This is a genomic window from Spiroplasma endosymbiont of Asaphidion curtum, from assembly GCF_964031085.1.
Taxonomy (GTDB): Bacteria; Bacillota_I; Bacilli_A; order Mycoplasmatales; family Nriv7; genus Nriv7.
On record NZ_OZ035001.1, the window covers coordinates 1,239,448 to 1,255,617 of the forward strand.

At 24.5% G+C, this 16,170-nt stretch carries 17 protein-coding genes, 1 tRNA gene and 2 pseudogenes; 7 read left to right on the forward strand and 13 right to left on the reverse strand.

Going from position 1 to position 16,170, the window contains the following annotated elements; genetic code table 4:
* Positions 1-4 precede the first annotated feature (4 nt).
* The 8 genes and pseudogenes from AAHJ00_RS07355 to rpmE all read right to left on the reverse strand — a co-directional run.
* A complete protein-coding gene (locus tag AAHJ00_RS07355) occupies positions 5-166 on the reverse strand; it encodes a hypothetical protein (protein WP_342223983.1) in 162 nt (53 codons plus the stop codon).
* A 181-nt stretch (positions 167-347) separates the two neighbouring features.
* Positions 348-1,172 (reverse strand): annotated as a pseudogene (locus AAHJ00_RS07360) (IS5 family transposase).
* Positions 1,173-1,194: 22 nt separating this feature from the next.
* Positions 1,195-1,944, reverse strand: a complete 750-nt coding sequence (gene prmC, locus AAHJ00_RS07365) for a peptide chain release factor N(5)-glutamine methyltransferase (protein ID WP_342223984.1) — start codon at positions 1,942-1,944, stop codon at positions 1,195-1,197.
* A 2-nt stretch (positions 1,945-1,946) separates the two neighbouring features.
* Positions 1,947-3,026 (reverse strand): peptide chain release factor 1, encoded by a 1,080-nt coding sequence (gene prfA, locus AAHJ00_RS07370; RefSeq protein WP_425288856.1) that lies wholly within the window; start codon positions 3,024-3,026, stop codon positions 1,947-1,949.
* A complete protein-coding gene (locus AAHJ00_RS07375; RefSeq protein ID WP_425288857.1) occupies positions 2,977-3,630 on the reverse strand; it encodes a thymidine kinase in 654 nt (217 codons plus the stop codon). The genes prfA and AAHJ00_RS07375 overlap by 50 nt, the downstream gene beginning before the upstream one ends.
* Positions 3,630-4,583, reverse strand: coding sequence for a bifunctional oligoribonuclease/PAP phosphatase NrnA (locus tag AAHJ00_RS07380; protein ID WP_342223987.1), 954 nt, complete (start codon positions 4,581-4,583; stop codon positions 3,630-3,632). The genes AAHJ00_RS07375 and AAHJ00_RS07380 overlap by 1 nt, the downstream gene beginning before the upstream one ends.
* 14 nt (positions 4,584-4,597) lie before the next feature.
* Positions 4,598-6,529 (reverse strand): hypothetical protein, encoded by a 1,932-nt coding sequence (locus tag AAHJ00_RS07385; RefSeq protein ID WP_342223988.1) that lies wholly within the window; start codon positions 6,527-6,529, stop codon positions 4,598-4,600.
* A 220-nt stretch (positions 6,530-6,749) separates the two neighbouring features.
* Positions 6,750-6,962 (reverse strand): annotated as a pseudogene (rpmE, locus tag AAHJ00_RS07390) (50S ribosomal protein L31); the annotation flags it as partial.
* Between the two features lie 479 nt (positions 6,963-7,441).
* On the opposite strand from rpmE, the gene AAHJ00_RS07395 reads away from it, so the two are divergent.
* Positions 7,442-8,392, forward strand: a complete 951-nt coding sequence (locus tag AAHJ00_RS07395; RefSeq protein WP_342223989.1) for an IS30 family transposase — start codon at positions 7,442-7,444, stop codon at positions 8,390-8,392.
* Positions 8,393-8,680 carry a hypothetical protein gene (locus tag AAHJ00_RS07400; RefSeq protein ID WP_342223990.1) on the forward strand — a complete coding sequence of 96 codons (288 nt, stop codon included), beginning with the start codon at positions 8,393-8,395 and terminating at the stop codon, positions 8,678-8,680.
* 935 nt (positions 8,681-9,615) lie between these two features.
* Here the strand turns inward: AAHJ00_RS07400 and AAHJ00_RS07405 are convergent.
* Both AAHJ00_RS07405 and AAHJ00_RS07410 read right to left on the reverse strand, forming a co-directional pair.
* Positions 9,616-10,353: an ECF transporter S component gene (locus tag AAHJ00_RS07405; protein ID WP_342223991.1), complete on the reverse strand. Its 738-nt coding sequence runs from the start codon at positions 10,351-10,353 to the stop codon at positions 9,616-9,618.
* A 108-nt stretch (positions 10,354-10,461) separates the two neighbouring features.
* A tRNA-Trp gene (locus tag AAHJ00_RS07410) sits at positions 10,462-10,536 on the reverse strand.
* Positions 10,537-11,158: 622 nt separating this feature from the next.
* Between AAHJ00_RS07410 and AAHJ00_RS07415 the strand changes: the two genes are divergently transcribed.
* A protein-coding gene (locus tag AAHJ00_RS07415; protein WP_342223477.1) for an IS5 family transposase occupies positions 11,159-11,982 on the forward strand; the annotation gives its coding sequence in 2 pieces (ribosomal slippage) (positions 11,159-11,555 and positions 11,555-11,982; 825 coding nt in all).
* A 244-nt stretch (positions 11,983-12,226) separates the two neighbouring features.
* Here AAHJ00_RS07415 and AAHJ00_RS07420 read toward each other — a convergent pair.
* Positions 12,227-12,790 (reverse strand): hypothetical protein, encoded by a 564-nt coding sequence (locus AAHJ00_RS07420; RefSeq protein ID WP_342223992.1) that lies wholly within the window; start codon positions 12,788-12,790, stop codon positions 12,227-12,229.
* A complete protein-coding gene (locus AAHJ00_RS07425) occupies positions 12,783-12,950 on the reverse strand; it encodes a hypothetical protein (RefSeq protein ID WP_342223993.1) in 168 nt (55 codons plus the stop codon). Before AAHJ00_RS07425 ends, AAHJ00_RS07420 begins: the two co-directional genes overlap by 8 nt.
* 716 nt (positions 12,951-13,666) lie before the next feature.
* On the opposite strand from AAHJ00_RS07425, the gene AAHJ00_RS07430 reads away from it, so the two are divergent.
* The 4 genes from AAHJ00_RS07430 to AAHJ00_RS07445 are packed head-to-tail and all read left to right on the forward strand — an operon-like array spanning position 13,667 to position 15,798.
* Positions 13,667-14,617: an IS30 family transposase gene (locus AAHJ00_RS07430; protein ID WP_342223994.1), complete on the forward strand. Its 951-nt coding sequence runs from the start codon at positions 13,667-13,669 to the stop codon at positions 14,615-14,617.
* A 29-nt stretch (positions 14,618-14,646) separates the two neighbouring features.
* Positions 14,647-15,018 carry a transposase family protein gene (locus AAHJ00_RS07435; RefSeq protein ID WP_342223995.1) on the forward strand — a complete coding sequence of 124 codons (372 nt, stop codon included), beginning with the start codon at positions 14,647-14,649 and terminating at the stop codon, positions 15,016-15,018.
* Positions 15,003-15,428, forward strand: a complete 426-nt coding sequence (locus AAHJ00_RS07440; RefSeq protein ID WP_342224630.1) for a transposase family protein — start codon at positions 15,003-15,005, stop codon at positions 15,426-15,428. The genes AAHJ00_RS07435 and AAHJ00_RS07440 overlap by 16 nt, the downstream gene beginning before the upstream one ends.
* 22 nt (positions 15,429-15,450) lie before the next feature.
* A complete protein-coding gene (locus tag AAHJ00_RS07445; RefSeq protein ID WP_342223996.1) occupies positions 15,451-15,798 on the forward strand; it encodes a transposase family protein in 348 nt (115 codons plus the stop codon).
* 49 nt (positions 15,799-15,847) lie between these two features.
* Here AAHJ00_RS07445 and AAHJ00_RS07450 read toward each other — a convergent pair whose 3' ends face one another.
* On the reverse strand, positions 15,848-16,165 hold the full coding sequence (locus AAHJ00_RS07450; protein WP_342223997.1) for a hypothetical protein: 318 nt from the start codon (positions 16,163-16,165) through the stop codon (positions 15,848-15,850).
* Positions 16,166-16,170: the final 5 nt, after the last annotated feature.

The window sequence follows — 16,170 nt, forward strand, 5'->3', positions numbered from 1 at the left end:
AAGGTTATGTACCAAGTCTATTGTAAATAAAAAGCATTCTTCATTTTCCACTAATATCTTTAATAAATTCATATTCACTAGTTGCAAAATATTGTTTTACTAATATTTCTAAAGTCGCTTTTTGTGAATAACCAAATTCAAAGGCTAATAAATATTTATCATTCATTAGACTTCTTGCATTACTTATTAAAATAATTACAAATTATTTGTAAATAAAAAATACTATATAGTAATTTCTAACTTTTATTAGGTTAATACTTATGGATTTTATTAAATGTGTAAATTTTGACACAACAAAAAATTATTTTATTATTTAAATTTAATTTTAAATAAATATTTTATGTTATCTATAATTGCAAATTATAAATTGAAGCAATTAAATTAAATCTTAAACTAAATCGTTTTCTACGATTACGATATTTTTCAGTAATAATTTTAAATTTTTTAAGAATAGCAAAAATATTTTCAATAATAATTCTCATTTTTGAAATTAATTTATTATTATGTTTTTGTTCTTTATTTAAAGGGTTTTTCTTTGTTTTTTTCTTAGGTATTAGAACATTACTATGAATTTTTTGTATTCCTTGATAACCATTATCAACTATTAATTTAGTATTTTTTAAAATTGGGATTTTTGATTCTTTAAATAAACAAAAATCATGCTTTTTACCGAGAGAAAAATTTGTTGCAATAATTATTTTGCTTTCTTTTTCAATAATTACTTGTGTTTTAATAGTGTGTTTTTTCTTTTTTCCTGAATAAGATTGTTTTTGTCTTTTTTTGGGCGTTGAATGGGTGTTTCTGTAGCATCAATAATAATTGTTTTATCATTAAAATAATCATTTATTAATGCTTTTTTTACCAGCAAGTTGTTGAAAATCAGGATGTTTGATTAAAATATCTTCAATTCACTTGATATTTCGATAACAACTAGCTTCACTAATATCAAAACTTTTACCAAGATGAAAATAAGTACGATATTCTCGTCAATATGATAAAGTCATCAATAATCTATTTTCTAATGATAATTTATTATTTTTACCACCTCTTTTAAACTTTTTTAACTCAGCTTCTTTTAAAATATTTAACATTTTATTAAAAGTACTTTGCTTTATTCCAGTTAATCGTAATAATTCTTTATCATTAATAAAATTAAATTTATCAAATTTCATAATCTTAAATTCCTTATAATTTCTATTTTAAATATATTTTATAGGAATTTTGTTTAATAAATAAGTAATGCAAGAAGTCTATTATTGTTTTTACTTGTTTAAAAATTAATTTATAGAAAAATAAACCATTATCAGTAGCAAATAATGCCAAATTTGGTTCATAATCTTTAACCATATTTTCAATCTGTTCATCAACGCCAATATAAGGCGGATTACATACTAAAATATCAAACTTATCATCATTATTAACAAAGGATGCTAACAAATTACTCTTAACAAATTTAATATTTTGACAATTAAGATTTATCGCATTAGCTTTTGCAACTTTCAAAGATTCACTACTAATATCACTAGCAACAACAAAAAGTTTTGCTTTTTCTAACGCTAAACTAATAGCAATAGCACCACTACCAGTAGCAACATCAAGAACTTTAATCTGCTTTACATCTTGAAAATAGTCATCAATATAATACAAAACATTTTCTACTAATTCTTGAGTTTCAGTGCGTGGAATAAAAATATCAGGATTAACAATAAAATCTCGCCCCAAAAAAGTTTGATAACCTAAAATATATGCCAACGGTTTTCCTTGTAAATTAACATTAATTAAAGCATAAAAGTCTTCTTCACTAACTTTACTTTCAATATCTGAATTAGCATATAATTCTTGCAATGAATAACCTGCTAAATGAGCTAATAATCATTTACAATGATGACTACGATAATCAGCATATAATTTTTGACCCTTTTGTAATAAATGATGATAAGTCATAACTAATCTTCCATTCCCATTTTTCTTTTTTGTTCATCATCAATTAAAGCATTAATAATTTCATTAAGTTCACCCATCATAATCCGATCAAGTTTATTTAATGTCAAATTAATCCGATGGTCACTAACACGATTTTGAGGATAATTATATGTTCGAATTTTTTCTGCCCTCATGCCACTACCAACAGCATTTTTTCTTAATGTTCCCAATTCACTTTGTTGAGCTTCAAGTTTAGCTTCATAAATTTTAGCAAGTAACACTTTTAAAGCTTTATCCTTATTATCATGTTGACTGCGACCATCTTGTGAGGTTGTTACAATTCCAGTTGGTAAATGAGTAATGCGCACTGCTGAATCAGTAGTATTAACATGTTGCCCTCCAGCACCAGAAGCCCGATAAGTATCAATTTTTAATTCTGATGGTTTAACATCAACATCTAAAGCACTAACTTCTGGTAAGACAACAACCGTAGCTGTAGAAGTATGAACTCTTCCTTGTGATTCTGTTTTAGGAATTCTTTGCACGCGATGACTACCAGCTTCAAATTTCATTTTTGCATATACTTTTTCACCTTTAATCAAAAATGAAATTTGCGAAAAACCACCAGAATTTGATATTCGTGCATCTAAAAGTTCTGTTTTTCAATTTTGTGATTCACAATATCTTAAATACATCCGATATAAATCACCAGCAAAAATATTAGCTTCATCTCCACCAGCAGCACCACGAATTTCAATAATAACATTTTTATCATCATTAGGGTTTGCCGGCAATAATGCAACTATTAATTGTTGTTCAATGAAGAACAATGATTCTTCATTACCTTTTAATTCTTCTTTTGCTAAATTTAGCAAATCAACATCTTTTTCATTTCGAAAAATATTCTTAATTTCTTGAAGATTACTTTCAATAGTAAGATATTTCATATATAACGATACTGTATCATTAAGTTTAGCTCTTTCCTTAGATAACTTAGTTAACAATTCAATATTATTATTAATATCGGATTGACTTAGTAAACTATTAATTTCATTATAACGATGTTTCATTGTTTCCAATAGTTCTCGAGTTTTGACATTCATTTTTCTTCTCCTTAATATTGGTTTGTGGATAATCATTAACAATATGACAATGACGACAACGCGCCTCATAAAATTCATTGGCACCAATTAAAACAATCGGGTCATGATAACTAGCAGGTAACCCATTAATTATTCTTTGGGTTCTTGTTGCCGGCGAATGACATTTAACACATATTGCTTCTAATTTAGTAACAAATTCAGCTCTTGTTAATAGTTCTGGCATACATTTAAAAGGTTCACCACGAAAATCTTTATCTAAACCAGCAACAATAACCCTCTTCCCCTGATCTGCTAATTGTTCTAAAACTATTAAAATATCACTTGTAAAAAACTGAATTTCATCAATTGCAATAACTTCGGTATCATTATGTAAAAATTCAATTAATTGTTGAGCATCACGAATTCTTATTGCTTTAATCTTTCTTTTACTATGACTAACAATTTCTTCTTCTTCATAGCGATTATCAATCATTGGTTTAAAAATTTGAATTTTTTTATTAGCAAATAATAACATATTTATTCGTCGCATTAATTCTTCAGTTTTACCAGCAAACATACAACCACTAATTACTTCAATTCACCCATCTTTATAACACACATACATTATTTACCCTCACTTTGATTAATATTCTTTGCTAACAAATTCAAATCATTTAATAATGCATCAACAGTATGTCAAGAATTAGTTTTTACACCTGCTGCTCGTTGATGACCACCGCCACCATATTTTGCTGCTAAATCATTAATTTTCAATCCTGTACTCCGAATACTAATTTTAATAAACTCATCATTTTCATCTTGACTACAAAATGCTCATATATGTATTCCCAAAATATTCCCTAAGAGATTAACTAAATTATTAGCTTTTTCTTTAGTAATTAAAAATTCTTTCAAAATATCTGGTGTTAACTTTAAAAAAGCAACACCATTATCAGTAACAGTAAAATTATTCAAAGCAAATGCTTGAAATTTAATAATATTCATTGGCCGTTGATACAAATTATTATAAAGTTGTTCAATATTAAAACCCGTTGTCATTAAAAAATTTGCTAATAAAAAAGTTTCTGGTCGTAAATTACCATAAAGAAACCTTCCCGTATCAGTTACCATTCCATAAAATATCGCTTTAGCCGCCTCCTTTGTAACTTGCAAGTTATTATCTAAAGCTAATTTTGCTATCATTTCACTTGCTGATGGTGCCACATCATCAATTCACTCTAAATCGGCATATTGTTCATAAAATGGATGATGATCAATTTTAATCTTATACTTTCCTTTTTCTCAACCAACACCATCAATTCGCTCGGCATTAGCACAATCACCAATAATTACTAAAGCATCACGATAGTCCGTTTCCTTAATATCATCACAGCAACCGATATAATTCAAGTCTAATAAACTAACACCACCAGTTAAAACTCTAATATGAGGCAAATTAGCAACAATTAAATGTTTTAAACCAAATTGGACACCATACGCATCACCGTCAGGGTTAATATGACGCAAAATTATTACCGTGGAATATTCTTTTATCTTATCTCAGATTTTTTTAGTCATTTTATTATTCTCCTCTATCATCTTTTAATTAATTGATCGGTTTTACTATCAAACAAATAAATACCCCCTGACAAAATATCAAATTTAATTTCTTCTTTTAAAAATTTTTTATTATTTGATGGTGGGGTTATTACTTTAATAATTTTATTATCATTTAAAATTACATCAAGTAATCAATCACCCTTACGCATTTTTTTTAATTTAATAACTCATCCGTAAAGTGGTTGCTTATTAATAGCTTTTATTTTATGCTTATAAAAATCAGGAACAATTTTTTCTGGTAAAATACCAACATTAAAACTAAAATTTTTATTTTCCATATAAAGTGTCTTTAAACTAACAATATTAATATTATCAATTAATAATCACGATTCAGTATAATTAAAGTACCCAAACCAATTTAAATGTGGTGAACTAATCGCCTGTAAAACATCTTTATTAAAAGGTTGAGCAATAATATTTTCTTTTGTATCTTGCTGAACAATATCACCATTTTGTAAAATAATAACTTTTTGAGCAACATCAATAACACGATAACCATATTTACTAATAATAAGAATCGTTAAATTATAATTCTTTTGAAGTTTTTCAATTAAATGACCAAACTCATTTTTATATTGTTTAGATTGTTTAACTAAAGTATCATCAATAATAAGTAACCGTTTTTGTTGAATAAGAGCAATAGCAATTTGCAACTTAATGCGATCTCAACCAGTAAATTGTCAAATAAAACTAAACTTTAAACCTTTTAACTCAATATCATCAATAATATTCTTTACTTGTAACCAAGCTTGTTGGCGAACCCTAATAACTGCTCTACTAGCAGTATAAACTTCATTTTTAAACTTTTTCACACTAATTTTATCAAAACCATTTAAAAGCAATTGATGATAAATATAAGTTTCATTCATAATCTTTCCTTGGAGCATTTTAATTTCTGAAACTAAAATTTCACTAATAATTTGTCCTTGTTGAAAATAAAATTCATTGCGATATTCTCTTGTTGCTTGTTTTCACTGCTTAAACTTATTACTTTTTTTTAAATGAATAAAATCAGCATTTTTATGTTGATATTCAATGCTTTTAACTAACTTTCAAAAGTTTTTCGCATATGCTTTCGTATCAATTTCAGCTTGTAAAATATTTTTTCTTAATTCAGTAATTTCCGCATCTAAAGTTTCTAAAAACTCATTAGCAACAAATGTTACTTCTTTCATCTTAAATGAACGATTATTTCCCTTATGTCCTTGATGACAACGACAACTTTTTTCCATTCTTGTTAAAATAAAAATTTTATCCCATAAAGCTTGTAAAAAAGTTAACCGACTATTTAAAATGGTTAATTTTTCCGCTTCTACAACTCAACTTTGAAATCTTTGCGTTAAAATTGAAGTATTACTAGCATTAAAATCATTCATAATTTGTTTAATTGCTGTTTGATGAAATTTGTTAATAAATTCATAATATTTATTAATCCGTGTTTCTTCAAGAATCCGACTATTTTTAAGAAAAACCTCATTAAAATTTCGTAATTGATCTTTATATTTTTTCTTATCAACATTAATACCATTATCAATTAAATCATTTAAATGATGTTTAGCATCACGATAATCTTGTTTAGCCTGTAAATAAAAATTTTTATTTTTTAAATATAAACTAGTTAATTTTCAAGGAATTGAAAAAATTGAAAAAAGAAATTTTTGCGGAAAAATTAACGCTAACGGTCGTTTTTTTGGTAATTGCGTTGTGATATTTTCTTCATTAAAAATTATTTGCCCTGTTTCTAAATTCTTACCATCTTTAAAAGCTTTAAATAAAACATTTTTTTCTTCATAAGAATTAGTAATCAAAACACAAACATCATTATTAAAAATATCAAAAGAAATATTTTTTAAAATAACAATATCTTTTCATTTAACAACAATATCCTTAAATTCTAATATCACAAAATCACCTATTTCTTAGTCTCATTACATTATACGACAAACTAAAAATAATATGAAAAAACTCACCATAATTTGTTTAGTGAGTTTTAAACTATTTTTTTAAAGAATTTTTCAAGTCTTCTAATGATACTTCTGTTAACTTATCACTTTTTTTACTTGTATCTTTAACTATCGGTTTTTGATTTTTAGCATTTGCAATTTGTTGCTTTAAAATTTCTTGTTGTTTTTCTTGTTGTTTGGCAAACTTTTCTACTCGTCCATCAGCACGCATTGATTGTTGCTGACCAGTATAAAAAGGATGACATTTTGAACAAGTATCTACTCTAATTTCTTTTCCTTTAGTTGAACCAACAGTAAAGACATTAGAACATGTTATACAAGTAATTTCTGCTTCATAATAGTTAATAGCATTCTCTTGACCTTTTTTACTCATTGTTCCACCTCTAAAATATTTTCACTATCAAATAATAACATATATTATGTTAATTACAAAATAAGGGCAAGTATTTGGTCGCGTTTAGTTTTCTTAGGTATTGCTTTGAAGAAGTAAAACAATCAGCTAATTATATTATTTAATTACTAAACTAACCATACCTTTCTTGTTATTGTCATTTTATTCGTTTTCATTTTATCATATTATTGAATTTTTACACAATAAAAAATTATTAATTTTATTAAATTTTAACTAATATTTTTACTTACTTAAATCTATTATATTTATTTGTTACAGCATTACCTTTATAATTAATTCAACTATCATCATTTTTATTATTATATTTATTTCATAATGAATTTTTATATATTTGCTGAATTATACTTGTAAGTGCAAGTAAATAAAATTGCAAAAAATCTCATATAAAAATTTCATGATGCTAAGTTTATTTTAGAAAAAACAAAGCAAGGAGTTTTTATATGGGTTACAAACATCTTGGCATATATGAAAGAATTTATATTGAGAATCAATTGAAGTTTAAAGTAAAAATTAGTGAAATAGCTAAAAATCTTAATCGAAGTATTAGTACTATTATTCGAGAAGTCAATAGAAATAAAGATAGTAATCATTATTTTTCATTAATTGCACAAAATAAAGCAGAAAATAGAAAACAATCACATGTTTATTTTCATAAGTTTAAAAATAGAGAATTAGTAAAATATGTACAACAAAAATTACTATTAGGTTGATCGCCTGAACAAATTTATGGCAGAATTAAAAATTTTCATAAAGAATGAATTATTAGTTTTAAAACAATTTACAATTGAATTTATTCTGGATTACTTGAAAAAGTTACTAATAAAAATTTAAGAAGAAAAGGTAAGAAACGAAAATCTCAAGAAAATCGCGGTAAATTTAATGGTAAATCAATTAAAAAACGAAATATTAATGTTAATAATCGTATAACTGTTGGTCATTGAGAAGGTGATACTGTAGTATCATCACGAGGTAAAAGTAAATCATGTTTAATAACTTTAGTTGAAAGAACATCAAGATTTACTTTAGCAATGTTAGTTGAAAATAGAACTACTAAAGTTGTTAACGAAAACATTAGCCATTATTTATCAATTCTTCCAAATAATCTTGTTAAGACTATAACATTTGATAGGGGTAAAGAATTTTCTAATTGACAACAACTTGAAAAAAATTTAAATGTGAAAATTTATTTTGCTAATGCGTATTCGCCTTGACAAAGAGGTACTAATGAAAATACTAATGGTTTAATTAGAGAAAAATTTCCTAAAAAATTTAATTTTTCAAATACTACTAAAAATGCAGTTCATAAATTTATATTGTCTTTAAACCAAAGACCAAGAAAAATACTAAATTATCTTTCACCAATCGAATATTTGGTTAGAAAAATAATTTAGTTGCACTTAACTTTACAATTTGGCAAAAATAAAAATTTAACTTGAAAAAGTATTGAGACTTTAAGAAATGATTTATTTTATGAAATAAATAAGTTGGATAGCAATAGTAAAGAATTATTACGACAATCTTATTATTATAAATTAATAAGTAATCAAGATTTAATTGAATTTTCTAAGATTAATAATTTTGTTAATCAACTTATTCAAATAGATTCTTTAATAAAACAGTTTAAAGTAAATAATCAATTATTTATTGCACCATATATGAATATTAGACTTGGTACATAACCCTCAATTTTATCTACTATTTTGATAATATTATTTTCTAGATGAAGCACAAATATTAGATAAATATAAAGAAGAAAGTGAATTTTATAGTTTGGTAGGTGCAAAATGTTATAGTTATGTACCAAGTCTATTATTAAAAATCCTTATTGTATTTGAAAAGATGAAATTGGTGAACCATTAATAAATGAGTTTGATGAAAGTATTGTTAAAATGTTAATTGATAATGAGATTCGTTATTTAGATCGTAAAATTATAACTAAAACAAATTGGGATGGTTATTGAAGTACAACATATTATCATAATTTTTATATTAATAATTGTGATTTGATAACATATTATATATTTCAAACTGGTAATTTTGATGATTTATCTTCTATCCAAAAAGAGGCATTGTTTTTAAGAATTAATTGATAATTCTGATAACTATGTAAAAGAAATTATTAAAAAAACATTAGGCGGATTATTAACAATTGTTAATTATTTACCAATTCCTGGAAAACTATTTGTTAATGCTTTAAAAGGTATATTTTTTGCATATAGTATTTTAGATGGAATGAAGAAAGATAGTTACTTATATTATGTTTGGGGGTCATTATTTGTAAGTCAAAAAAAGTTAGATATTTTAAAATATATGATTACTGCTAGTAATAATTTTAATAACGGAATTAATGTTTTTTGACGACAAGGTTGACTAGATGATCAAAGTTTGATTGTTAAACAAATGAGTCCGAATGAAAAACATATTAAAACATATGAAAAACATGATATTGTAAGAGCTCGTTATAGGTGATTGTACAAAGCAATTAATATCAATTCGTTCACGATGACGATGTTATGATACTTGAACAAATTCGTGAAATAAAGGTAATGGTTTATATCCGTTTTTGTAAAACTAAAAATGTAGAATTATGAACATCAACATAATTCTACATTTTTTATTTATTTACTTTCTTGTGTTTCTTTTCTTCTGCTTGTTCTTTTTCTCGTTGGTGATAAGAATAGTGAGCTGATTTAGCATATCGTAAGATTGGTTTTTCAAGAATTAGCATTACACCAAAGGTGATTAGATATTTTACAAAAATGAACCCTCCGTAAATGTCATAAAAAATTAACATTTGTGTTTTTAGTGGTGCCTCGAATATTTCTTTGATTGTGTCATGAAAGAAAATTTTCTTACAGTTATTAATTATTATTGGATTTATTGTCATTGGATGAGTGTGAGTATGAAAACCTAAAGCATCAGCAGCTCACAATTGAGCATTTTCAGCAGCAAATAGTGCAGTTACTAAACAACAAATAAGAATACTGGTGCATTTAGTATAAATATTTTCTTTGTGAAATAATCTTTTTCATATTCAGTTTAATAGAAAATATAGTCCAATAACAAGGACATTTAGCATCATTCCCATTGTGGCACTAACAACAATATTACCGTGGGCAATGTGGTGGGGAATTATCATATGTAATCAAGGTTTAATTGCACCAATTAGTATTGCAAATCAAGGACCAATTAATGGAATAACTAATAAAATTAGGGTATCACCAATTTCAAAGTTCGCTGCTGGTAAATTAGGTAAGGGAATAGGAATTTCTAGCATTGATAATGTTAGTGCTAACCCTAATGCCATTGATGAAATGGTAATTTTAAATATAATATGTTTTTCTTTGAGCATATTTTTCTCCATAATCTTAATTGATAATAATTTTTAGTACTAATTATTTATAATAATTATAAATTGGATAATATGTATTGTCAATCAAAATTGGTGTAATTTAATAATTGGCGAGGGTAGTAGGACTCGAACCCACAACATTTAGTTTTGGAGACTAACGTTCTACCATTGAACTATACCCTCAATGTTATATCCTAATTATAAAGGAGTTTTAGTTAATTTTTTAATTAATAGACTTGGTACATAACTATAACTAGCTTAATTCAAAATTATATATTCCTGAAATTAAGTTAAATCGTAATCCAAATCTTCTAATCTTATTGCGATAACGATAAACTAGTATTTTAAATCTTTTTAAATCTAGCAAAAACATGTTCAATGACAATTCTAACTTTACTTAAAAAGCTATTATATTCCTTTTTATCTGGATTTTAAGGATTATTTTTACTCTTTTTAATTGGCAATAATGTATTTTTATGAACATTTTGCAAACCTTGATATCCTGAATCAGCAATTAATTATAATTTTGGATTTATAAGTGTATTTGATTTTAAAAATAACTTATAATCATGAATACTGCCATAACAAAAATCTATTGAAATAATTTTATTGTTAAATAAATAGACTTGGTACATAACTATAACATTTTATGCCTATTAGACTATAAAATTCATTTTCGTCTTTGTATTTATCTAATATTTGTGCTTCACCTAGAAAATAATATTAGACTTCTTGCATTACTTATTTATTAAACAAAATTCCTATAAAATATATTTAAAATAGAAATTATAAGGAATTTAAGATTATGAAATTTGATAAATTTAATTTTATTAATGATAAAGAATTATTACGATTAACTGGAATAAAGCAAAGTACTTTTAATAAAATGTTAAATATTTTAAAAGAAGCTGAGTTAAAAAAGTTTAAAAGAGGTGGTAAAAATAATAAATTATCATTAGAAAATAGATTATTGATGACTTTATCATATTGACGAGAATATCGTACTTATTTTCATCTTGGTAAAAGTTTTGATATTAGTGAAGCTAGTTGTTATCGAAATATCAAGTGAATTGAAGATATTTTAATCAAACATCCTGATTTTCAACAACTTGCTGGTAAAAAAGCATTAATAAATGATTATTTTAATGATAAAACAATTATTATTGATGCTACAGAAACACCCATTCAACGCCCAAAAAAAGACAAAAACAATCTTATTCAGGAAAAAAGAAAAAACACACTATTAAAACACAAGTAATTATTGAAAAAGAAAGCAAAATAATTATTGCAACAAATTTTTCTCTCGGTAAAAAGCATGATTTTTGTTTATTTAAAGAATCAAAAATCCCAATTTTAAAAAATACTAAATTAATAGTTGATAATGGTTATCAAGGAATACAAAAAATTCATAGTAATGTTCTAATACCTAAGAAAAAAACAAAGAAAAACCCTTTAAATAAAGAACAAAAACATAATAATAAATTAATTTCAAAAATGAGAATTATTATTGAAAATATTTTTGCTATTCTTAAAAAATTTAAAATTATTACTGAAAAATATCGTAATCGTAGAAAACGATTTAGTTTAAGATTTAATTTAATTGCTTCAATTTATAATTTGCAATTATAGATAACATAAAATATTTATTTAAAATTAAATTTAAATAATAAAATAATTTTTTGTTGTGTCAAAATTTACACATTTAATAAAATCCATAAGTATTAACCTAATAAAAGTTAGAAATTACTATATAGTATTTTTTATTTACAAATAATTTGTAATTATTTTAATAAGTAATGCAAGAAGTCTATTATCAAAATAGTAGATAAAATTAAAGGTTATGTACCAAGTCTAATATAATTAGCTGATTGTTTTACTTCTTCAAAGCAATACCTAAGAAAACTAAACGCGACCCATCATTTTTAGTTATTGCGGTCGGTAATGGTTGCTCGTTATCTTTTTTAGGTAAAGGCATTTCAGCAAAGAATGAAGTTATGTAATAATGACGAGATTCAAATTTAGTAAGAGTAATTTTAGCATTAATGATTTTATCAATGTTATATCGATTATTATCACTACTTTTAACACCATTATCTTTGTAAAAATTAATAATTTTTTGTCAGGAACTGCCGTCAACAGAGCTAATTTCAAATAAAGCATATTCAGATGTACTTGCAAGTACATCGGCAGGCAATTTATTTTTAACACTTTCAATATTTAAAGAATAATTATCACGAAATAAAACAGTATTTAGAATTTCTGAAAACTCTAACTCGCAACTATTACCACATTGACTGGGGTTTGTGGTTCGTTTTTGTCGTTTCATAAAGGAGGATTGTTCCATATTAGGTTTTGGTGGTTGTTTTGTATCAAAGAACGCCCCTAACGGTACCAAACTAATAAACATTATAATAAATCAAGAAATAATCTTATGCATCTCATCACGACTTAAAACTCTCTTTTATTACTTTAAAAGCATGAGAAAATTTATATTCATAATATAATGGACATTCAGAAATATTAATAACTTCTTTTTGATGTTTTCTAACTACTTTATTAAAATAAAAACGCTTAATAATTAACTTAACAACTGTCATTAACAAATAAACCATTAATAATCAAAAATACACCTTAAAAAATACATTTTGAAAATCAAACAATAAAATCTTTAAAAAACTCATCTGTATTAGTTCTAATTCTTGTTAAAAACACTCAAATTATAACGATAAAACTATGAAGTATAATAAAAAAATGTATAAAACCTAAAACACTTTTAAATCATTTAATACCTAATATTTTCTTTAACTTTTTCATTTTTTAACTCCTTAAAATTAAATATATTGTTGATAAAATGCAAATAGTTCCTAAAATTTGGAAAATCGGATGTTGAGAAAATAACCTAATCATTGGTTTAAACAAATCTAAAATTTTAATATTATTTGATAGAACTTTATTAAAATATTCTAAACCCTCACGCACATAGGCTCATAAACCTAAAAAGTCGTTTAAAGCAAAAATAGAAAAAACAGCAACAAGAATAAATAATAGACTTCTTGCATTACTTATTTATTAAACAAAATTCCTATAAAATATATTTAAAATAGAAATTATAAGGAATTTAAGATTATGAAATTTGATAAATTTAATTTTATTAATGATAAAGAATTATTACGATTAACTGGAATAAAGCAAAGTACTTTTAATAAGCTGAATTATACTTGTAAGTGCAAGTAAATAAAATTGCAAAAAATCTCATATAAAAATTTCATGATGCTAAGTTTATTTTAGAAAAAACAAAGCAAGGAGTTTTTATATGGGTTACAAACATCTTGGCATATATGAAAGAATTTATATTGAGAATCAATTGAAGTTTAAAGTAAAAATTAGTGAAATAGCTAAAAATCTTAATCGAAGTATTAGTACTATTATTCGAGAAGTCAATAGAAATAAAGATAGTAATCATTATTTTTCATTAATTGCACAAAATAAAGCAGAAAACAGAAAACAATCACATGTTTATTTTCATAAGTTTAAAAATAGAGAATTAGTAAAATATATACAACAAAAATTACTATTAGGTTGATCGCCTGAACAAATTTATGGCAGAATTAAAAATTTTCATAAAGAATGAATTATTAGTTTTAAAACAATTTACAATTGAATTTATTCTGGATTACTTGAAAAAGTTACTAATAAAAATTTAAGAAGAAAAGGTAAGAAACGAAAATCTCAAGAAAATCGCGGTAAATTTAATGGTAAATCAATTAAAGAACGAAATATTAATGTTAATAATCGTATAACTGTTGGTCATTGAGAAGGTGATACTGTAGTATCATCACGAGGTAAAAGTAAATCATGTTTAATAACTTTAGTTGAAAGAACATCAAGATTTACTTTAGCAATGTTAGTTGAAAATAGAACTACTAAAGTTGTTAACGAAAACATTAGCCATTATTTATCAATTCTTCCAAATAATCTTGTTAAGACTATAACATTTGATAGGGGTAAAGAATTTTCTAATTGACAACAACTTGAAAAAAATTTAAATGTGAAAATTTATTTTGCTAATGCGTATTCGCCTTGACAAAGAGGTACTAATGAAAATACTAATGGTTTAATTAGAGAAAAATTTCCTAAAAAATTTAATTTTTCAAATACTACTAAAAATGCAGTTCATAAATTTATATTGTCTTTAAACCAAAGACCAAGAAAAATACTAAATTATCTTTCACCAATCGAATATTTGGTTAGAAAAATAATTTAGTTGCACTTAACTTTACAATTTGGCATAAAATGTTAAATATTTTAAAAGAAGCTGAGTTAAAAAAGTTTAAAAGAGGTGGTAAAAATAATAAATTATCATTAGAAAATAGATTATTGATGACTTTATCATATTGACGAGAATATCGTACTTATTTTCATCTTGGTAAAAGTTTTGATATTAGTGAAGCTAGTTGTTATCGAAATATCAAGTGAATTGAAGATATTTTAATCAAACATCCTGATTTTCAACAACTTGCTGGTAAAAAAGCATTAATAAATGATTATTTTAATGATAAAACAATTATTATTGATGCTACAGAAACACCCATTCAACGCCCAAAAAAAGACAAAAACAATCTTATTCAGGAAAAAAGAAAAAACACACTATTAAAACACAAGTAATTATTGAAAAAGAAAGCAAAATAATTATTGCAACAAATTTTTCTCTCGGTAAAAAGCATGATTTTTGTTTATTTAAAGAATCAAAAATCCCAATTTTAAAAAATACTAAATTAATAGTTGATAATGGTTATCAAGGAATACAAAAAATTCATAGTAATGTTCTAATACCTAAGAAAAAAACAAAGAAAAACCCTTTAAATAAAGAACAAAAACATAATAATAAATTAATTTCAAAAATGAGAATTATTATTGAAAATATTTTTGCTATTTTTAAAAAATTTAAAATTATTACTGAAAAATATCGTAATCGTAGAAAACGATTTAGTTTAAGATTTAATTTAATTGCTTCAATAGACTTCTTGCATTACTTATTTATTAAACAAAATTCCTATAAAATATATTTAAAATAGAAATTATAAGGAATTTAAGATTATGAAATTTGATAAATTTAATTTTATTAATGATAAAGAATTATTACGATTAACTGGAATAAAGCAAAGTACTTTTAATAAAATGTTAAATATTTTAAAAGAAGCTGAGTTAAAAAAGTTTAAAAGAGGTGGTAAAAATAATAAATTATCATTAGAAAATAGATTATTGATGACTTTATCATATTGACGAGAATATCGTACTTATTTTCATCTTGGTAAAAGTTTTGATATTAGTGAAGCTAGTTGTTATCGAAATATCAAGTGAATTGAAGATATTTTAATCAAACATCCTGATTTTCAACAACTTGCTGGTAAAAAAGCATTAATAAATGATTATTTTAATAAGTAATGCAAGAAGTCTAATATTATTAATTTAAACATTTTCTAAACCTACCTTTTTATTCGCCGTCCGTGCTGGTTAACTCACGGTCTATTTTTAGGGCTATTACCACTAAACTTCTTAATTGAACCACTAGATGATTTTTTTTAGTTCCTCAATTAGCAACTGATTTTCGATATTTTTTACGAAAACCAACTTTTGGTCGTTCAATATGAATACCTAAAATGCCACCAATTACAAGATTTATCACAAGCATAATTAACGGAAAAATAATAATGCGAATATCTGTTCCAGGAATGGTTAAAGTTCAAATTAAATCAAAAACTTTATAAAACATATCGCCAATCAAACTAGCCATTTTTTCTAAGTTTTCCATTTTTT